Origin of the sequence: Kitasatospora sp. NPDC089913 (assembly GCF_044748625.1) — a bacterium.
GTDB lineage: Bacteria > Actinomycetota > Actinomycetes > Streptomycetales > Streptomycetaceae > Kitasatospora.
Genome location: NZ_JBIVGI010000010.1, coordinates 23,123 through 41,875, shown reverse-complemented (window position 1 = coordinate 41,875; position 18,753 = coordinate 23,123). Strand labels below are relative to the sequence as shown.

The following is an 18,753-nucleotide window of genomic DNA, read 5'->3' as shown; positions in this document are numbered from 1 at the left end:
GGTGGTGGTGGCGGTGCTGACGGTCCGCCGGGTCAGGAGCCGGCCAGGAGGTCGCGGAGGAGGGCGATGGTGTCGGAGTCGAGTTCGCGGCCGGTCCGGCGGCTGAGTGCGTCGAGGCGGTTGACGGCGCGCAGCAGCTGGTCCCGGGCGCCAGCCGAGGCGTAGGCGTAGAACAGGTCGCGGTGCAGGAGTTCGACGTCCGGGGCGACGGCGAGGCCGCGGAAGACGGCGGCCTCGGCGCTGCGGTGGTCGCCGTACTGGAGGCGGCGGGCGGCGAGTTCGTGGGCGGTGTCGACGATCGCGGCGATCATGTCCTGCCGTTCGGCCTCGGCCCAGCCGTAGGAGGCGGGCGGAGCCTCCGCGAACGGGGCGCCGCGGACCAGGGCGAGGGCGTGGGCGAGGGCCGCGTCGGCGGTGGCGCTGGTGCTGCGCATGCCGCGCCGGTAGAGGCTGCGGAACTCGTCCCAGTCGCAGGTGACGGCCGGGGCGAAGGTGCAGCCCTCGGCCTGGCCGGTGACCAGCAGGGGACGGCCGTCCGAGGTGGTGCCCAGCCAGGCCGTCAGGTCGGCGAGCTTGTCGGACAGCGGGTTCCGGGCGTCGGCGGCGGTGGGGTGCGGGTCGAGGTGGGCCGCCCCCGGGTGCAGGTCGTGGTCGAGGGCGGCGTGGTCGGCGCCGGGGCGCAGGGCCAGGTAGGCGGCGAGTTCGGTGAGCCGGGCGATCGCGCCGGGTTCGGCGGTGCCGCCGGTGCCGGCGACGTCGACCGGTCCGAGCAGGCGGATCCGGGGGGCGTTGCGGACGGCGTGCGCCTCCGGCGAGCGGAGGATGGCCAGCAGGTCGTCGCTGTCGCTGCGCCCGGAGGCGGTCCGGACCAGCGCGGTGGCGGCCGGGCCGGGCTCGGGCCTGGTGGGGACGCGCGGGTCGGCGCCGGTGGGTGCGGGGGCCGGGTCGTGCGTCGGTACGGGCTCGGGGGCGGGTTCCCGGACGGGCTCGGGCACCGGGTCGGGGGTGACGGGCGCGGGACCGGCGGGCGCGGGGGTGACGGACGTCGCGAACGGGTCCGCGACCACCGGGGCGACCGGGCCCACCGGCTGCACCTGGCCGATCGGCGGCACCTGAGCCACCGGGGCCACCGGCTGGACCGGCACGACGGCCGTCGGCAGTCCGAGGTTCTGGGTGGTCTCGTCGCCCTGGTAGCCGTCGGCCCCTTCGACGCCTTCGGATCCGCCGTCACCGCCGGCCTCCGGCCCCGCGGGCGGCGCGGTCGGGGAGACGGCCGGGAGGTCCGCCGCCGGGAAGGCGGCGGCCGGTCCGGCGGGGACGACGGCGACCGCCGGTGCCACCGGGACCGGCCCGGTGGCGGCGCCGGCCTGCCGGCCGAGCCCGTTGACGAGGTGCCGGGGGGCGGGCAGCGCGGCCGGTCCGACGGGCCCCGGTACCGGCGCCGCCGGGTCGGTGCCCGCGAACGGGCTCGCACCGGTGCCGATCACCCGTGCCAGCAGCCGCGGTCCGGCGGCGGCCCGGCCGCCGCCGGTGTCGTCGTCCGCGTCGTCCCCGGAGTCCGGGTCGCCCAGGGCGGCGTCCAGCGCGGCGAGCGAGAAACCGCCCGCCGGGCCGTCCGACCCGGGGCCCGACGCCGCGCCGACGCCCGCGAGCACCGGGACGGGCGCCGGGAGGTCGGCGGGCTCCAGCTCGTCGCCGTCCAGGGTCCAGGCGGGGGCGGGGTGCTGGGTGCCGTCGTCGGCGGCCCGGAGCAGCTCGGTGACCTGCTCGTACTGGCCGGTGGTCAGGCGCTGGAGCTCCAGGGTGACGTGCAGGCCCGGAATGGTGGCCTGGCCGGTGGCCGGGAGGGTCCAGCGGGCGACCGGGCCGGTGCCGCGCTCGGGCGCGCGGGTGACCACGGCGACGCAGGTGCGCGGGCGGGCGTCGAGCAGCCGGCCGAGTTCGGCCGGGATGCCGCCGCCGGGCTGGTGGCCGCAGAGCACGATCTCGGGGACCCAGGACTCGTCGGCCAGGCCCCGGCTGCGGGCGTCCCGGGGGCTCGCGGACTCGGCCGCCACCAGGGTGGCCCGGGCCTTGGCGGTGCGCGGGCCGAGCGCGGCGAGCGCGGCCTCCAGGGTGGTGTGGCGGTGGACCCGCTCCGCGGCCGGTCCGCTGATCGGGATCTCCTCGGCGAGGTCCACCAGGTGCAGGTGGAGCCGGTCCGCGAGCGGGCTGTGGGCGAGTTCCAGGGCCAGGGTGCGCAGGACGTCGCGGGCGTCGTCCGGGTGGCCGGAGAGGTGGAGCAGCCGGACCGTCTCCAGGTCGGCGAGCACGATCGAGCCGTCCGCGGCCGAACCCAGGGTGACCAGGGCCGGGTAGGGGGCGGCGGTCTTGCGGGCCTGGGCCGGCGAGAGCAGGCCCTCGGAGTCGGCGGCGCACCACCAGATGTCGGGCGTGTGGGCGGCGCGGAACGGCGCGATGGGGGCGGCGGGGCCGGAGAGGTGGAGTTCGATCGTGCGGCCGGGGGTGATCCGGGCGGCGACGATCGCGGGCAGCCGCTTGCCGCCGCGCACGGTGTTGCGGGCCATGCTGCGCAGGGCGCGGTCGAGCAGGTGCAGTCCGGCGTCGTCCTGACGGGCCTTCAGTTCGGCCTCGAAGGCGGCGGCCGGGGCGCTGGGCATGGCGATGCGGTGCCGGGGGCGGCGGGCGCGCAGCTGGCCGCCGCGCTTGCGGGCGACGGCGCCGACCATGATCGCGGCGAGCAGCACGCCGACGGTGGAGGCGGCGAGGGCGACGCCGTAGTCGTCGTCCGCCTGCTCGGCGTGGGCGGCCGGGGCCTGGGCGTCGGCCTTCGGCGCGGGCGTCCCCGCCGGGGCCGGGGCCTGCGCGGAGGGCTGCGCGGGTGCCGGGGCCTGGGCGGGCGGCTGCGCCGGGGCGGGGGTCTGCGCGGCGGGGGCCGAGGGCGCCTGGGTGTTCGGCGCGGGCGGCGGCGGGGTCGGCGCGGGGGCCGGTGCCTGCTCGGGCGCCGGAGCGGGTGCGGGCGCGGGGGCAGGGGCGGGGGCACCGGGAAGGCTGAGCACCATCCCCGGCACCACCACGTCCGGGTCGGTGAGCCGCTCGCCGTCGGGCGCCTGGACGCCCCGGTTCGCCTCGAACAGCTTCGGCCAGGCCTCCGCGTCGCCCAGCTCCCGCTGGGCGATCGCCGACAGGCTCTCGCCGGACTTCACGGTGACGGTGCCGCCCTGGGCCGCGCCGCCGGCCGGGCCGGTCTGCGGCGTCCCCGCCGGAGCGGGGGCGGGGGCGCCGGCCCCGGGGGTCGCTCCGTCGGGCTTGGCGTCGGCCGGCATGACGAGCTTCCAGCCCGGCTGGATCGGCCGGTCCGCGTCGAAGCGGATCCCCGAGTCGTCCATCACCCGGCCGTCGTTGAGCTTGGCGATCTCCGTCCAGCGATCGCCGGAGCCGAGTTGGCGCTCGGCGATGGACCACAGGCTGTCGGCCGGGCGGCTGTCCCGGACGGTGTAGCCGGCCTGCGGGTCGGCGGCGGGCGTCACGGCCGGCGCCTGCGCGGCGGCCTGCTGGACGCCCGACGCCACCTGCGCGGTGACGACGGCCGGAGCGTGCTCGGCGGTGGCTGCGAAGGCCGAACCGGCCACCGGCACCAGGGCGATGACCGCGCCGACCAGTCCGGCCGCGGCCCGCTGGCTCCAGCCGAAGGCCGGGAGCCGCCGGGCCACCCGGCCGCGCAACTGCGCCGGGATCTCCAGCAGGACGGAGAGCGCGAAACACGCCCAGCCGACCCAGCCGACCACCACCAGCAGCCAGAGGAACAGCCGCCCGTCGTCGGGGCTGGTCAGCATCGCGCCGATGCCGTCGGGCGCGAGTTCGCCCATGCCGGCCACCGCCCGGGTGCCGTACAGCAGCAGGGCGGGCACGCCGACCATCAGGACGAGCAGGGTGATCAGGGCCGCGATCGCGGCGAGTACGGCGCCGCCCCGGCCGGGCCGACGGCCGCCGCCCGCCCGGTGGGACGGCAGCGGCGCCGGCCGTCGGCCGGACGCGGGGGTGGCGTTCGCTCCCCGGGCCGGACGCCCGGCACGGGTCTGCTCCTTGGCGCGTGGCGCGGCCATCAGGCGTTCTCCGCTTCCTTGACTCCGTGGACGAGGGTGGCGCTCCCCTTGCCCGTGATCTTCCGTGTGGCCAACTCGCCCAGCATCACCGGGCGGAACTCGGCCTGCACGGTGATGGTGACGGTGGTGTCGTCCGGGGAGAACTCCACCTGATAGGTGTGCAGGCCGTACAGCGCGAGGTAGTCGTTGGCCGCGGCCTCGACGTAGACCCGCGCCCGGAGCTTGTACCCCTCGCCCCGCAACAGGGCCGCCTCGTCCAGCTGCTGGCCGGCCATCCGGGCGGCCTCCTGGGCGTAGGCGTCGACCCGCTCGGCGACCCGGAGCTTGCCGCCGGCATCGACGACCAGCGCGATGACCAGCACCACGAAGGCCGCGCAGATGGCGACGAAGACCGACAGCGCGCCGTGGTCCGAGCGGCCGCCGGGCCGGGGCCGGAACGGCCGCACCGTGCCTGCGCGTGCCATCGCCTTCCCTCCCCACCGGCTCCGCCGCCCTCCCCCGGGCGCCCTCCGCTTGCGTCTCCCCCGCCCGACGGTTCTCCAATCCCCGTCCGGCAGCCTCGTCGTCACAGCCCCATCACCGTCCGCCCCACGACCCGACACACTCTCGATCCACTCGGTCCACTCGCCGCGCCCGGCCCGCTCGCCGGTCCCGGTCCCCCGACCGGCGCCGCCCCGTCGCAGCGCACCCGGCCCTCACGCGCCCCGGTACCGGTCGACCACCGAGACGAACCAGCCGGTGAGCGTCTTCGGCAGGACGTTCGGTCCGCCGAGCAGGTCCGCCAGGTAGACCTCGCAGGTCACCGTCACCTCGACCGTCTCCCAGACGACGCCCTGGTTGCTGCGTTTGCCGTGCTTGACCGTGACGCTGCTCTTCCCGCAGTACACGCCCTGCTGCCGCATGGCGTCCGCGGCCGCCTTCTTCGCGGCGGCGTCCATCGCGACGGTGCCGCCCCGCTCCAGCGACGCCGTGCGGGCCGCCGACCGGGCCGCCGCCTCGACGGTGCCGCCCGCCGTCTGCACCCGGCCCGCGGCGACCGCGACCAGGATCAGCGCGACCACGGCGGGTGCGACGATCGCCGCCTCGATCGCCGCGCTGCCGCCGTCCCGCCCCCGCCCGGAGCGGACGGCGCGGCCGGCCAGGAAGCCGTGCCACCACCCGCCGTGCCCCGGACCGCCGTCCTCCGGCACGCCGCGCCCCGTCCGGCCCGCGGGGTGCACGGGCCGGACGGAGCGCGCCGAGGGCCACCGGCGGGCCGCCCCGTTCACGGCCGGACCACCGGCGCGACGAAGCGCTCGCGCGGGGCCTGCGCGAACTGGGTGACGGTCGGCGGGGTGATGAACGGGACGATGACCGGGGCCTTCACCTCGACGGTGACCTTGATCAGCACCGGGGTGCTGCCGTCGGTGACCACCCGGTGGTCCGTGTCGCCCTGCCGGTCCAGGAAGTCCTCGGCCTGGCGGCGGGCCGCCCGGTCCTTCTGCTCGTCGGTCCGGTTCCCCTGCGTCCGCCCCGCGTCGACGCCCTCGCGGGCAGCCGTCAGGGCGAGTTGGCGGTGGTACCACCACATCCCGGTCTGCACGACGGTCAGCACCAGGATCAGGACGACCGGGAAGACGATGGCCAGGCTCAGGCTCATCGCTCCCCGGTCGGAACGGCGGGGACGACGACGGTGGATCACGGCGTGGCGCCACCGTCGTACTTCGGGTCCTGGTTGACCTTGTCGACGACCTTCTTCTTGAGGCCGTACAGGGCGGCCACCACCATGCCCGCGACGGCCACCAGGGCGATGATGGCGAGCGCCAGCTCGATGCTGATCGCGCCCTTGTCCCCGCGCGCCCGGGCGGCCTTGGCACGGCCCATCCGGAAGTGGAAGAGCGCCATCCCGAACTGGATGGGCAGCAGGAACGCCCCCATCACCAGGACGGTCAACTGTTCGAGTCGGTTCTTCATGAACTGCTCCAGGGGTGAGGTGTGGTGGCGGAGGCGCTGACCTCCGCGACGGGGTGGGTCAGTTGAGCATCTTGTACAGCGCCGGGAAGACGATCAGGACGGTCATCAGCAGGGTCAGCGCGGACCCCGGCGCGACCATCCGCTCGCTGTCGGAGTTGGCCCGGGCGAGGTCCTCCGCCAGGAGCTCGCCCCGCAGACCCTTGGCCCGGGCCCGCAGGGTGTCGTAGACGGCGGCGCCGTCGGTACCGGAGATCCGCATGATGTCGGCCAGGTCCTGGAGCGGGGTCAGGCCCAACTCCTCGGCCAGCGCGTCCAGTCCGGCCCACGGCGGCAACCGGTCGGTGGCCGCCCGCTCCAGCGCGTCCCGGATCCGGCGGAACACCGTGCCGCGCCCGACGGCGGCGGCCCGGCGCAGCGCCTCGGCCGGGCCGAGATCGGCGGCCCGCTCCATCGCCACCAGCTCCAGATAGGCGGCGATGCCGTGCAGGTACTCGACCCGGGCCTCCTTGGCCTCCCCCCGCACGATCACGTCCGGCAGGAACCAGAGCAGCCCGGCCAGCAGCGGCCCGACCACCAGCGGGAGCGTGAACGGCAGGTTCAGGTCGACCACGAGTGCCGCCACCACCAGGTACGGCGGCAGCACCAGGCCGAGCAGCGCGAAGAGCAGCTTGTGCGCCATGAACCGGGCCGGGGTGCGGCCGATCAGGGCGAGTTCGCGCTGCGGGATCCGGACCCCGCGCAGGTGGACCGAGCGCTCGCCGATCCGGTCGAACCAGCGCGGCCGCTCGTCCGGGTCCGGGGTGCGGTCGGCCGGGGTGCGGTGCAGCCGGTCCAGCGCCTGCCCCAGATCGGGCGGCGCGGGCCGGAGTTCGGCGATCAGCATGGCGAGGCCACCGGCCGCCACGGCGCCCGCCAGCACGGACCACGGGGAGATCATCGGGCCTCCCCGAGCATCCGGACGGCACCCTCGGCCCCGTCGGCCCGGGCCGGACCGGCCGCGCCCTCCGGGGCGTCGTCGTCCCGTCGCCGCCGCGACCGGACGGTCCGGCTGCGCCGGTCGGCCTCCAGCAGCCGCGGCACCGGCGGGTACGAGGCCAGCGCGCGCATCCAGGCGATCACCGCCACGAACAGCGCGCAGACCACGCCGAGCACCATCTGACCGAGCACCGAGCTGTAGGGGGCGGTGTACTCGGTGTTGAACGAGCCCACCGTGACGACCAGCAGGATGATGCCGACCAGCCAGCGGATGGTGGTGCGGTGCTTGGCCCGGTCGGCCTCGATGACGCGCCGCTGACGGACCTCCTCGCGGACCGATTCGGCCATGTCGGCCAGCGTCCGGGCGAGGCCCGGGCCGCTGTCCCCGGAGCGCAGGACCAGGGCGGCGAGCACCTTGTCCGACGTGGCGTCGGCCAGGCTGTCGGCGAACAGCCGCAGCGCCTCCTCCGGCCGCCAGCGGGCCTGCAGCCGGGCGGCCAGCTCGCCGACCTCGGCCTCGATCGCGGCGGGCGCGGTGCGGCGGCTGGTGACGATCGCCTGATTGAGGCCGACGCCGAGCAGCAGCACGTCGGCGACCCGCTGGGTCCACTCCGAGAGCGCCTCCAGCCGTTCGATCCGGTCGGTGTCCGAACGGGTGGCCTCGAACAGCCAGGGCAGGCCGAACACCGCGAGCGGCACCAGCAGCACCGTCAGCGGGATCCCGGTGAACAGCCAGCCGAGCGGTGCCCCGATCAGCGCGAGCGGCAGCTGGATCCGGCGCTGCCGGGCCTTGCGTTCCGAGGCCGTACCGGGCGCGCCGTACCAGAACACGTGCAGCCGGGAGGCCAGCGGGTTGAACGGCTCGGGCGCGCCCTCCTCCACCGGGTCGCTGCCGCGCGCCCAGGCCACCAGGGCGACCAGGCCCGCCGCGACCGCGAGGCCGCAGAGCACGAAGAGCGGCATCACCGGGCACCACCGCCGATCCGCAGCTGGAGCGGCTCGGCCCAGCTGCCGTAGCGGGAGCCGAGCAGCGCCGCGTCGAAGCCGGCCCGGCGCAGGTCGTCCAGGCACTGCGGCGGGGTGTGCGGGACGGCACGCGGCTCGCCGAGTTCGGGGCGCGGCCCGAACACGGTGTTCAGCGCGGGCCGGCCGCTCTCGCCGAGGCCCGCGACCTCCAGCACGTGCGAGACGAAACGGTGCCGACGGCCGCCGACGTGCGTCTCGTCGACCATCGAGACGTGCACGATGAAGTCCACGGCGTTGGCGGTGAGCCGGTAGGCGAGCGCGTCGGTCATGTGCGAGCCGTACTCCAGGCAGAGTTCGGCGATGCGGTCGACGACCATGTGCGGGCCGCGCGCGTGCAGGGTGCACATCGAGCCGCCCTCGCCGTTGGTCATGACCCGCAGCATCGGGACGACCTCGCCGGAGCGGACCTCGCCGACGATGATCCGGGAGAGGGTCATCCGCAGCGCCGCCGGGATGAGGTCGCCGATGCTCAGCTCGCCCGCCGAACGGCCTTCCACCCGTTCGCCGTTGCCCTCCCGGGCCTCCATCGGGACGACCTGGCGCAGATGGCCGAGGGTGTGCAGCCAGAGCTCGAACTCCGACTCCAGGGTGCCGACCCGCTCGTCCGGCGGGATCTCGGCGGCCATCGCGCGCAGCAGGCTGGTCTTGCCGACGCCCTGGGTGCCGGTGATCATCACGTTCTTCCGGGCCCGGATGGCCGAGGCCAGGAAGGCCGCGAGGGTGTTGTCCACGGCGCCGAGCCGGACCATCTCGGGCAGGGTCGCCGAGGCCACCCGGTGCCGGCGGATGGCGACGTACGGGCGCGGGGTGACCTCGGTGAGGGCCTGGAGGCGCATTCCGCCCTCCAGGCGCAGGGCGAGCGTCGGACTGGCGGTGGACAGCGAGCGTTCACCGCCGCCGTGCTGGCGGGCCAGGTCCTGGAGCAGTTCGACGAGTTCGGCATCGCTGTCGGCCACCGGCGGGACCTGGCGCAGCGGCTGGTGCACCCGGGAGACCCAGACGTCGTCGCAGCCGTTGACCAGGATGTTCTCGATGTCCGGATCGTCCAGGTAGGGCTGGAGCCGGCCGGCCCGGAACAGCAGGTCGAAGACGGCCTCGGCGAGGGCGCGGTCCTGGTCCCGGGTCGGCGGGATGCCGTGGGTCTGGGCGTAGGCGTCGGACCAGCGGGCGACGGCCTCCTCGATCAGCGCGCGGCCGCGCTGGCGACGGGTGGCCCGGTCCGGCTCGGTACCGGAGCCCGAGGTCAGTCGGCTGATCTGCTGGTGCAGTTCGGCCGCTACCTGGCGCTTCAGCTCGCGCGCGACCGCGGGGTCGACGGCGGGCCGGGTGCCCGCGCCGCGCCGGTCGAGCGAGGGCAGGGCGGAGGGGACGGCGGTGGGCGCGGCGGCGGGGGCCGGAACGGCGGCCGCGGGTGCTCCCGCCGTCCGCCCCGGGGCCGCCGGGCCGGGGGCTGTCGGGCCGGGGGCTGTCGGGCCGGGGGCTGTCGGGCCGGGGGCGACCCGGCCGGTGGTCATCGGCCCGACCGGGCCGGGCAGTGGCGTCGACCAGGGCAGCGCGGCCGGGTCGGTCGCGGGCTGCTGGTGCAGCGGACTACCGCGCACGGAGCACCTCCCCGTCGACGGTCTGGTCCCGGACCTCGGGCGCGGGCGCGACGGGCCCCGGTTCCGGGTACGGCTGGACTCCCGGGTACTGGGCTCCCGGGTACTCGGCCCCCGGGTGCACCGGGCCGGCGTGCCCGGGGAACGGCGCCGGGGCGGCCGGCTGCGGCGCGAGCCCGGCGAGCGGCGCCACCGGGCCGGTGGTGATCACGGGCGGCACCGGTCCGTACGGCTGCTGCTCGTACGGTTGTTGCTCGTACGTCGGCTCGTACGTCGGCTCGTACGTCTGCTGGTACGCCTGCTGCTCGTAGGACTGCTGTTGCACATAGGACTGCTGGTACGTCTGCTGCTCGTAGGACTGCCGCTCGTAGGACTGCTGCTGGTGGGGCTGCTGGTACGTCGGCGCGGGCTGCGGGACTGCGTCCGCCGCCGCGACCGGCCCGGCAGCCGTCCCCGGCGCGAGCTGCGCCGGCTGCACGGGCCCCGCCGCCGCAGGGGCGAGCCGCTGGCGCCGCCGCCGGACCGTCGACTGGATCTCGTCCGCCGCCGACCGCGCCGTGCGCATCAGCTCCGAGCGGACGAACCGCCGGTCGGTGACGTCCCCGCCGTCCGACAGCACCTGGGCGGTGCGCCGCGCGTACGGCAACAGGCCCAGCACGGGCAGACCGAACTCCTTGGACACCTCGGCCCCCGAGTACGGCCCCTCCGCGATCAGCAGCAGGCCCAGCGCGTCGGCGCCGGTACCGGCCGTGGCGAGGTCCTCGGCCAGCGTGGCCAGCCGGGGCCGGGCCGCGCTCAGCCCGCGCAGGGTGGTGCGGACGGCCGCCGCCACCACGTCGGCCCGGCGGGCCAGCACCGCGCTGGTGCCGGTGGCGCCGGAGCGGCCGAGGTCGAGGACGACGTCGTAGCCCTGCGCCTCCAGCCCGTGCAGCACCTCCATCAGCGGCTCCCAGGTGTAGGCGAGGCCGGGAGCCTGGGTGGGGTCGGTCAGGCCGGGCAGCAGGAGGCGTTCGGCGCCGCCGTCCGGGGAGAGGTCGATCAGCTGCTCCCAGAGGGCCTGACCGAGCAGGCCCCGGCGGTCGGCCACGGCGAGGTTGCGCAGTCCGTAGACCGCCTCGACCCGGCCCTCCAGGGCTCCGGCCAGGACGGCGCCGCCGTCCGGGTCGCACTCGACCAGCAGGACGCGGCGGCCGGGCTGCAGCGGCCAGGCCAGCATCAGCGCCAGCGCGGTCGTGGTGGCGCCGGGTGCCCCCGGGGCGCCGACCACCGCGATCACGGCCATCTCAGTTCCCACCCGCCCCGGTCGGCGTGCCCGGGGCCGCGGGGCGTCCGGAGGCCGGCGCACCGGCGGCGGGAGTTCCGGCGGCCGGGGTTCCGGCGGACGCCCCGGAGACGGCGGCCGGCGCGGCCGCGCCGCTCGTCGGCACACCGGCGGCGGGGGTGCCCGTGGTGCCGGGGGCCGGCGTGCCCGGGGCGGCCGCACCCGGTGAGGCGGCGGCGGGGCGCGGGGCCAGCACCACCTGGATCCGCCCGGTGGCCACCCAGCTCGCCAGCCGGGCGGCGTCCGCCTCGTTGACGACGACGTCGAACACCTGGCCGCCGTCGGAGTCCCCCCGGCCGACCGTGTAGACGGTGGCGCCGAGCGTCTCCGGCTTCCCCCCGTCCGAGGTGTACACCACGATCACCGGAAGGCCCGGCTGGAGCCGGGTCGCCGGGAGCTGGGTGCGCCGGGCCGCGACGCCGACCAGCAGCTGCCCCGGGTTCAGCACCAGCGACTGCGCGAGGTCCGACCTGGTGAGCAACCCGCCCCGGTGGAGGTCCGTGGTGGCCCGCATGCCGATCGCCTTGGCCCGGTCGGCCGCGTCCAGCGGCTTGAGCGCCGGATCGCTCGCGATCCGCACGGTCACCAGGTCGCCCTCGGTCAGCGTCTGCCCCCACGGCACGTCACGGGCCAGCGCCAGCACGGTGATCCGCTGGCCGGTGCTGTTGTAGAGCACCGCGCCGCCCAGCCCGCCGGCGGCTATCAGCGCCACCGCCATGGCCAGCACGGCGGGCCGCCTGCGCCGGGCGCCGAGCGCCCGTCCGGGGGTGCGCGGGGCACCGCGCCCCTGTTCCGGCACTGCCACGGGCGCGGGCGCGGTGCTGCTCGCGGTCGCCGTGGCGGACGTGCCGGAGCCGGATGCGGCAAAGGTACGGTTCTCCACCGGGCTTCGGCCTTCCTCGGGTCGTTCGTCGGTCGTTGCTGGGGTGGCGGCCGGCCGCCGCCTGCGGTTCTGTGCCGCCTAGTTGAGGACCTGCACCTCGGCCACCGGGAACTGGAGCCGCACGCTGGTCTCCAGGTCGATCGGCGCCACCGTCTGGTTGCCGCCGGTGATCGTGACGTCGCCGACCCAGTGCACGGTCAGGGTGCCGTAGAACAGACCCGCCTTACGGGTGCCCGAGCCGGTCGTGAAGACGTGGCCGCAGGTCGGGGACGGGCTGGAGCCGTACTTCGGCTCGTACGGGGTGCCGGCACCCACGCACTTCTTCACCGTCTCCTTGTTCGGGTCCAGCTGGTCGCCGAGGCTCCACTCCAGGCTCTTCAGCCGGGGGGTGACGGTCACCGCGATGACGTTGCCCCGCGCGGTCTTCGCCGCCGGGGGCTGCGGGTTGGCGAGCCAGAACCAGACCGGTACGCCGACCACGGAGGTGCCCTCGGGGGCGATGCCGGGCACCGGGTCCGGGAAGACGATCTCCTCGGCGGCGTCGTGGGCCAGCGCGACCGGGTTGTCCGGCGGCGGCCCGGCGGGCGGCTGGGCGAAGAACTCCGCCGGACCGGGGCTGAGCGAGCCGTCGCCCTGGACGCAGGTTGGGTTGTAGACGCCGCCGTCCTCGGGCTTGTGACCCCTCCAGACCGGATCGTCGGCCGGGGGCGGCGGGCTGGCGAGCCGGTAGTAGCAGCCCGTCGCGGCACTGAACCAGCCCAACGCGGGGTCGCTGCACGCGAAGTCCCGGCCGTTGTAGCTGCAGACCTGCGGCCCGCTGCCGGTCCCGCCGCCCCCACCACCACCGCCACCGCCCGTGGGCGGCTTGGTGGTGGTCTCGCTCGTCCCGGTGCAGATCACGTTCACATGACAGCGGGTCGCACCCCCGGTGGGAGTGGAATCCGCGACGGCGGTGCCCGTCGGGGCCATCAGTAATCCGGCGAACAGCGGCGCGCCGATCACCCATCGTCGTACCGGCTTCAGCATGTGCGTCCCACCTCCCGCTTGAACTCGTGGATCAGCCAACGCGTTCGGAACTGTCGTAGCGAAACGGTCGCCACATACCGGGTGAGCCGGTCGGGCGGGTCCATGACCGCGCGGGTCGCGGCGTCCGCCTGGTGCCACCCGGACACGTCCAGGCAGTCCTCGATCACGGCGGTGTTCGGATCGGCCGTGATGTCGACGGACTTCACCACCGGGGAATTCTTCGGACTGCCGGTCATCACCAGTTTGGCGTCATGCAGTTGTTTGAGATTGACCAGCGCGTCGGTCAGTACCTGTCCGGACGCGAAGGTGCCGAATCCCGAACCGTCCGAGTCCGGCTGCCCGTAGGCCTCGACCTGGGCGTTCCACCAGTCCTGATAGGTCCTCACCGCATCGCGCCCGGCGGCGCCTTCGACCCCGTCGGTCGGCGCGTTCCCGACGTTTGCCGAACCACCCGAAGGGGTTACCGGAGTCACGCCCGCAACCGTGGGCGCGTTCGTCCCCAGCCGATCGGCGGACCCCCCGGCCCCGCTGCTGGAACAGCCGCTCAGCAGCAACGCCAGAATCACCCCACCGATCCCAACCGCCCCAGGGCGCAACACATTTCCGCGCTGCCGCATCGCCCCACCTCGTCGCAGCCGGCCCCGTGTGTGGTCCGGGGCCGCCAGAAGAATTCCGCAGTCCCGCTGGTGTTGCCTCGCGAGCATCGATTCTTCGCCAAACCGAGCCTTCACGGCAACACCTGGGGCCTCCTGACCTTACGCGGAAGGAGGATCCGTCGGGGCACTTTCCCGCCACAGAAGAGCCAACAGTTCTTCGGAAAGCGACAATCCGGCCAATGCACCCCGAATCGCGGCCCGATTGCGCATCAGCAGGCGCCCGCCCTCCGGCGGTACGAGCAGGCGCACACCCGGCGCCTCGCCCTGGCGCGGGGGCGCACCGGCACCGTCCCCCTCGTGCGGGGCGCCGCCGTCGAGCAGCGCGCCGACGGCCGGCTGCAGGTCGTGCGGGCCGACGGCGGCGGGCGCTCCCGGGACGCCCTGCCGGAGCACGGTGGCGAGCGACCGGCTGAACGACCCGGGCCCGCCGGGGAGGACGGCCTCCCGGCCCCGTCTGCCCGGGATCCCCCGGCCGGGCGCGTGCCGGCCGATCCGGCCCCAGAGCGGGACCCGGGGGTAGCTGAGCAGCTCACCGGCGCCGTCCTCGCCGCCGCCGCGTTCCAGCGCCGCCCAGGTGTCCTTGTCGGCCACCGCGTCGACCAGCAGCAGCGCCTCCTCCTGGTCGCCGTGCACCATCGCGCTGACCACCCAGTCCCAGGCCAGCCCGCGCCGGTAGGCGTTGTCGGCGGTCGAGCCCGCGGTGACCAGGGCGAGCCGGCGGCCGCGCGGGTCGGCCACCAACTGGCCAACCAGGCAGACCAGCAGCCAGCGGCCCGGGCGGGCGGCCGCCTCCCGGACGGCGGTCAGCATGGCGTTGGCGTCCGCATCCGGCTCCACCACGGTGACCCGGGTGTCGGCCGCGCCCGCGTCGAAGCACATCCCGGGCAGCACCTCGGCCAGTTCCCGGGCGCCCTCGGCCGCCCGGCCCGAACCGCCGAACGCGCGGTCCGGCCCGCCGTCCGCGCCGATCACCACGAGATCGATCCCGCTTGCCACCCGCACCGCCCCCTCCTGCCCGGCCCCGGTACCCCGGGACCGCCGAACCGTTCCGTTCCGCCACCCGCTCCGGGCTCCGGGCTCCGAGCCCCGGGCCTCGCGGCACACCCGGTGCGCCTCGGTGCCACCGCCGGGCAGGCTATCGCCCCGTGCCGTCGGTGTCGGGCCTCCGGGCACCGTCTTCTCGACGCGTCCGGGACCGCCCGCCCCCGGTCACCCTCCGCGCCCGCTCCGTCAGCTCTCCGTCAGCTCGCCCCGGCCCGCCGTCCGGGTCCGGACGGCGCGGCCCCAAAGCCCTGTCGCCCAGGGACCATGGGCCCTGTCGGCCCACGCCCGGCGGAGGGACGATCGGACGCATGGACCGTGACGACGCGCTGGACGACGAACCGGAGGAACTCGGCACCGAGGCGTGCCTCCGCCTGCTCAGCACCGTGCCCGTCGGACGCGTGGTGTACACCGAGCACGCGCTCCCGGCCGTGCTGCCGGTCTCCTTCGAGGTCGTCCCGGACGGGCGCCTGCTGCTCGCCGTGCGCCGGGACAGCGCCACCGCGCGCGGGCTGGACGGCACCGTCGTCGCCTTCCAGGCCGACCGGATGGACCCGCTCACCCGGAGCGGCTGGAGCGTGCTGGTCCACGGCCGGGCGGACATCCTGCGCGACCCGGAGCAGATCCTCCGCGCGCTGCGCTCCGGGCTGCGGCCCTGGACCGACGAGCCCGACCCGATGTTCGTCGCGGTGGCGCCCGAGCTGATCAGCGGCCGTCGGCTGTCCTCGTCCGGCCACACCGTCCCGCAGTCCTGAGCCCGACCCGGGTCCGACCGCGCCCGACCGCACCCGACTGTTCGAAGGGGCGTGACCGCCCCGGGCGGGTGCTTCCGGCGGACCCCTGACAGGTGACCGGCGAGTAGGCATACTCTGCGGAGTTCGCACCACCGCACCGCGACCGCTGTCGCACCGCCCGCCCTCAGGAGCGCTCCGTGACGATCTTCGCCTCCCTCGCCGAGCTGACCGCCGCCGTCGGCACCGAGCTGGGGACCAGCCAGTGGCACACCGTCGACCAGGCGCGGATCGACCTGTTCGCCGAGGCCACCGGCGACCACCAGTGGATCCACGTCGACCCCGAGCGGGCGAAGGAGAGCCAGTTCGGCTCGACCATCGCGCACGGCTACCTGACGATGTCGATGATCCCGGTGCTGGCCAAGGAGTGCTACGGCGTCGAGGGCGTCCGGATGGCGCTGAACTACGGCTCGGAGAAGGTCCGCTTCCCCGCCCCGGTGCCGGTCGGGACGGCGATCCGGGCCACCGCCGAACTCGTCTCGGCCACCGAGGTGTCCGGCGGGGTGCAGGCCGTGGTCCGGTTCACCATCACCAGCGCGGAGAGCGCCAAGCCGCACTGCGTGGCCGAGACGATCACCCGTTTCTACGCCTGATCACCGGGGAAGGCCCCTGGTCGGCGGACGGCGGCCGCCGCTCGCCGGGTCCGGAGGGCCGAGCACGAGTAACCTCCGACGAGATGGTTGTCGTACCGAACCGGTGTCCCCGCCGACGGTGCGCGCCCCGGCATGCCAGGTATCCGTCGCCGTCCTTGGAGGTGCCGTGCCCCGCCCAGCCGCCCCGTGGTACTCCCGCGTCCCCGGCCTGTCCCCGACCCTCATCACGCCCCCCGGCCGGACCGGACCGTCCGGTCCCGGCGCGCTGTCCGGCCTGACCGGACTGCCCCGGGCGGCCTGGCACCGGGTCCGGACGGACGCCTTCGGCGCCGAGCCGCGGGGCGAACGGCTGGCCCGGATCCACCGCTCCCCGCAGTTCGCCGACGGCGCCTTCCGCAACCCGGTGCCGACCCGGCGGCTGGTCTACGAGCGCAGCCCGCTGGAGATCACCCGCGCCCAGCTGGCGGCCGACCGGGTCCGCCGGGTACCGGCCGCCGCCGTGCCGCTGCACCGGCTGCTGCCGGTCGACCTCGCCGAACCGCCCGCCTCGGGCCTGCGGCTCACCTGGCTCGGCCACGCCACCGTGCTCGCCGAGATCGGCGGCCGCCGGGTGCTGTTCGACCCGGTCTGGGGCGAACGCTGCTCCCCCTTCGCCTGGACCGGCCCCAAACGGCTCCATCCGGTGCCGCTGCCGCTGTCCGAACTCGACGGGGTGGACGTCGTGGTCGTCTCCCACGACCACTACGACCACCTCGACATGGGGACCGTCCGGGCCCTGATCGGCACCGGCGCGACCTTCGCCGTGCCGCTCGGGGTCGGGGCGCACCTGGAGTACTGGGGCGTGCCGGCCGACCGGATCGTCGAACTCGACTGGTGGGAGTCGGCCGAGGTGGCGGGCCTGACCCTGACCGCCACCCCCGCCCGGCACTACTGCAGCCGCGGTCCGCGCACCAGCCCGCTCTTCCTGTGGGCCTCCTGGGTGGTGGCGGGCGGCGGCCGCACCGTGTTCCACAGCGGGGACACCGGCTACTTCGCCGGCTTCGCCGAGATCGGCCGCCGACTGGGCCCGTTCGACGCGACGATGGTGCAGGTCGGCGCCTACAGCGACTTCTGGCCCGAGGTGCACATGACGCCCGAGGAGGGCGTCCGGGCGCATCTGGACCTCGGCGGCGAGGTACTGCTGCCGATCCACTGGTGCACCTTCAACCTCGCCCCGCATCCGTGGGAGGAGCCCGCCGAGCGGGTGGTCGCCGCCGCGCGGGCCCAGGGCGCCCGGCTGGTGGTGCCGCGCCCCGGCAAGCCCTTCGAACCGGTCGAGCCGCCCGCGCTGCGGCGCTGGTGGCGGGCGGTGGCCGCGCCGCCCGGGGACGGGGACGGCACGCCACTGGTGGTGCCGGACGGATCGGCGGACCCGACGGCCGCCGCGGATGCCGCGGCCGCCGCAGCTGCGACGGGGCCGGCGGCACGGGGTGCCGGGCCGGCGGGCACCGGACCGGCGGGAACGAACGGGTCCCGCCCCACGGTGACGGCCGAGGACGACGGCGTCCCGGTCTGAGCGGGTCCGGCGGCCGCGTCCGGCCGGGCGGCGCGTGGACGTGCCGGCGCGCGGACGTGCCGGCGCGCGGACGTGCCGGGTGGTGCGCTCGCGTGCCCGGACGGACTCCTAGCCCGCGGTGCGCCGCCCGCCCGCGGCCCCGCCCGCCGCGCCGGCCTCATCGGCCCGGCGGCGGATCAGCCGCCAGCCCGCCTGCTGCACCAGCAGGGTGAGCACCCCGGCCAGCACGATGCCCGCCATGTTCAGCAGCAACTGCAGGCTGGACCCCCAGAACTGACGGAAGTCCCCGTACCCGAGCGCGACGGCCGCGTTGGCGGCGGCCGGCACCGTGGTCACCGAGATCGCCACCCCGACCATCATCCCCGCCTTGGCCGAGGTGACCGAGAGCAGCCCGGCGATGCCCGCCAGGAAGGCCACCACGAACGAGGTGGCGTCCGGCTGCCAGATGAACGAGGTGTTGGGGCGGGCGCCGTCGAACTCCTCCAGGGTGAACAGGCCCAGGCCGTCCATCAGCAGGGTGAACACGACCGTCAGTGCCATCGCCACGGCGAAGCCCGTCATCAGCGCGTTCAGCGAGCGCAGCGCGGGCCGGGACCGCCGCTGCACCAGTGCGACGCAGAGCCCGGCCAGCGGACCGAACTCCGGCCCCACCGCCATCGCCCCGACCACCAGGATCGCGCTGTCCAGGACGGCACCGCAGGCCGCCAGCATGGTCGCGACGGCGAGGAAGGCCAGGAAGACCCAGGTGAGGGTGGACTCCTCGTGGGTGATCTCGGAGACCGACTCCCACACCAGGGCGTCGGCGCCCTCACCGGGTGCGAGCCGTTCGGCCTCGTCGGCGGCCTTCGAGAGGGTCAGCTCGATCTCCTGGACGTCGATCGCGCCGCGCTCGGTCAGACCGGTCTCCCGGAGGCCCGCCAGCACTTCGTCCGCCGACTCCCGGGCGACGTCGCACAGCACCACGTCCCCGGACGGACGGACGGCCGCGTCGGGCAGCAGCACCACGTGGGTGACGCCGACGCAGTCGTCCAGACAGCTCAGCACGGGATCCCGGAGGTCGGCGGGGACGATCAGACGCAGGTGCAGCACAGGTGCTCCGGTGGCGGGCGACGGGTGGCGGTCCCGCACACCCTAGGCGGCCCGGGCGAACACCCACGTCGGGGCCCTCCGCCGGGCACCACCGGCACCCGGACACGGCGCTGGGCCGCGGTGCTGGGCCCGCCCGGCCC

17 protein-coding genes are annotated in these 18,753 nt (G+C 75.9%); 3 read left to right on the top strand and 14 right to left on the bottom strand.

Annotated features, from left to right (window positions below; translation table 11 throughout):
- Window positions 1-32: 32 nt before the first annotated feature.
- From ACIPYS_RS17345 to ACIPYS_RS17285, 13 genes are all read right to left on the bottom strand, one after another.
- Entirely contained in the window at window positions 33-4,106 is a 4,074-nt protein-coding gene (locus ACIPYS_RS17345; protein ID WP_400746994.1) for a LysM peptidoglycan-binding domain-containing protein, read from the bottom strand.
- Window positions 4,106-4,570: a hypothetical protein gene (locus tag ACIPYS_RS17340; protein ID WP_093859527.1), complete on the bottom strand. Its 465-nt coding sequence runs from the start codon at window positions 4,568-4,570 to the stop codon at window positions 4,106-4,108. The genes ACIPYS_RS17345 and ACIPYS_RS17340 overlap by 1 nt, the downstream gene beginning before the upstream one ends.
- A gap of 231 nt (window positions 4,571-4,801) precedes the next feature.
- The gene (locus ACIPYS_RS17335; protein WP_400746992.1) at window positions 4,802-5,296 is read right to left on the bottom strand and encodes a TadE/TadG family type IV pilus assembly protein; all 495 of its coding nucleotides are present in this window, start codon (window positions 5,294-5,296) and stop codon (window positions 4,802-4,804) included.
- Window positions 5,297-5,370: 74 nt separating this feature from the next.
- Complete coding sequence (locus ACIPYS_RS17330) at window positions 5,371-5,745, bottom strand: TadE/TadG family type IV pilus assembly protein (protein WP_093859528.1); 375 nt, start codon at window positions 5,743-5,745, stop codon at window positions 5,371-5,373.
- 38 nt (window positions 5,746-5,783) lie between these two features.
- Complete coding sequence (locus ACIPYS_RS17325; protein WP_093859529.1) at window positions 5,784-6,059, bottom strand: hypothetical protein; 276 nt, start codon at window positions 6,057-6,059, stop codon at window positions 5,784-5,786.
- Window positions 6,060-6,117: 58 nt separating this feature from the next.
- Window positions 6,118-6,996 (bottom strand): type II secretion system F family protein, encoded by an 879-nt coding sequence (locus tag ACIPYS_RS17320; RefSeq protein ID WP_093859530.1) that lies wholly within the window; start codon window positions 6,994-6,996, stop codon window positions 6,118-6,120.
- Entirely contained in the window at window positions 6,993-7,997 is a 1,005-nt protein-coding gene (locus ACIPYS_RS17315; protein ID WP_093859531.1) for a type II secretion system F family protein, read from the bottom strand. The genes ACIPYS_RS17320 and ACIPYS_RS17315 overlap by 4 nt, the downstream gene beginning before the upstream one ends.
- A complete protein-coding gene (locus ACIPYS_RS17310) occupies window positions 7,997-9,661 on the bottom strand; it encodes a CpaF family protein (protein WP_400746990.1) in 1,665 nt (554 codons plus the stop codon). Before ACIPYS_RS17310 ends, ACIPYS_RS17315 begins: the two co-directional genes overlap by 1 nt.
- Entirely contained in the window at window positions 9,651-10,940 is a 1,290-nt protein-coding gene (locus tag ACIPYS_RS17305) for a hypothetical protein (protein WP_400746988.1), read from the bottom strand. Before ACIPYS_RS17305 ends, ACIPYS_RS17310 begins: the two co-directional genes overlap by 11 nt.
- 1 nt (window position 10,941) lies before the next feature.
- Window positions 10,942-11,862: an SAF domain-containing protein gene (locus ACIPYS_RS17300; RefSeq protein ID WP_400746986.1), complete on the bottom strand. Its 921-nt coding sequence runs from the start codon at window positions 11,860-11,862 to the stop codon at window positions 10,942-10,944.
- A gap of 78 nt (window positions 11,863-11,940) precedes the next feature.
- Window positions 11,941-12,888, bottom strand: a complete 948-nt coding sequence (locus ACIPYS_RS17295; RefSeq protein WP_400746984.1) for a hypothetical protein — start codon at window positions 12,886-12,888, stop codon at window positions 11,941-11,943.
- Window positions 12,882-13,454, bottom strand: coding sequence for a hypothetical protein (locus ACIPYS_RS17290; protein ID WP_400746982.1), 573 nt, complete (start codon window positions 13,452-13,454; stop codon window positions 12,882-12,884). The genes ACIPYS_RS17295 and ACIPYS_RS17290 overlap by 7 nt, the downstream gene beginning before the upstream one ends.
- A 189-nt stretch (window positions 13,455-13,643) precedes the next feature.
- Window positions 13,644-14,546: a hypothetical protein gene (locus ACIPYS_RS17285; RefSeq protein ID WP_400746980.1), complete on the bottom strand. Its 903-nt coding sequence runs from the start codon at window positions 14,544-14,546 to the stop codon at window positions 13,644-13,646.
- A gap of 350 nt (window positions 14,547-14,896) precedes the next feature.
- On the opposite strand from ACIPYS_RS17285, the gene ACIPYS_RS17280 reads away from it, so the two are divergent.
- From ACIPYS_RS17280 to ACIPYS_RS17270, 3 genes are all read left to right on the top strand, one after another.
- The gene (locus tag ACIPYS_RS17280) at window positions 14,897-15,340 is read left to right on the top strand and encodes a pyridoxamine 5'-phosphate oxidase family protein (RefSeq protein ID WP_093859536.1); all 444 of its coding nucleotides are present in this window, start codon (window positions 14,897-14,899) and stop codon (window positions 15,338-15,340) included.
- A 176-nt stretch (window positions 15,341-15,516) separates the two neighbouring features.
- Entirely contained in the window at window positions 15,517-15,969 is a 453-nt protein-coding gene (locus tag ACIPYS_RS17275; RefSeq protein WP_093859537.1) for a MaoC family dehydratase, read from the top strand.
- Between the two features lie 265 nt (window positions 15,970-16,234).
- Complete coding sequence (locus ACIPYS_RS17270) at window positions 16,235-17,524, top strand: MBL fold metallo-hydrolase (protein ID WP_400747246.1); 1,290 nt, start codon at window positions 16,235-16,237, stop codon at window positions 17,522-17,524.
- Window positions 17,525-17,632: 108 nt separating this feature from the next.
- Here ACIPYS_RS17270 and ACIPYS_RS17265 read toward each other — a convergent pair whose 3' ends face one another.
- Entirely contained in the window at window positions 17,633-18,613 is a 981-nt protein-coding gene (locus ACIPYS_RS17265; protein ID WP_400746977.1) for a DUF389 domain-containing protein, read from the bottom strand.
- Window positions 18,614-18,753: the final 140 nt, after the last annotated feature.

Bases quoted from the DNA above. Each gene is read 5' to 3' on its own strand.
- ACIPYS_RS17345 (WP_400746994.1), bottom strand. From the start codon at position 4,106: ATGGCCGCGCCACGCGCCAAGGAGCAGACCCGTGCCGGGCGTCCGGCC.
- ACIPYS_RS17340 (WP_093859527.1), bottom strand. From the start codon at position 4,570: ATGGCACGCGCAGGCACGGTGCGGCCGTTCCGGCCCCGGCCCGGCGGC.
- ACIPYS_RS17330 (WP_093859528.1), bottom strand. From the start codon at position 5,745: ATGAGCCTGAGCCTGGCCATCGTCTTCCCGGTCGTCCTGATCCTGGTG.
- ACIPYS_RS17325 (WP_093859529.1), bottom strand. From the start codon at position 6,059: ATGAAGAACCGACTCGAACAGTTGACCGTCCTGGTGATGGGGGCGTTC.
- ACIPYS_RS17320 (WP_093859530.1), bottom strand. From the start codon at position 6,996: ATGATCTCCCCGTGGTCCGTGCTGGCGGGCGCCGTGGCGGCCGGTGGC.
- ACIPYS_RS17315 (WP_093859531.1), bottom strand. From the start codon at position 7,997: ATGCCGCTCTTCGTGCTCTGCGGCCTCGCGGTCGCGGCGGGCCTGGTC.
- ACIPYS_RS17305 (WP_400746988.1), bottom strand. From the start codon at position 10,940: ATGGCCGTGATCGCGGTGGTCGGCGCCCCGGGGGCACCCGGCGCCACC.
- ACIPYS_RS17295 (WP_400746984.1), bottom strand. From the start codon at position 12,888: ATGCTGAAGCCGGTACGACGATGGGTGATCGGCGCGCCGCTGTTCGCC.
- ACIPYS_RS17280 (WP_093859536.1), top strand. From the start codon at position 14,897: ATGGACCGTGACGACGCGCTGGACGACGAACCGGAGGAACTCGGCACC.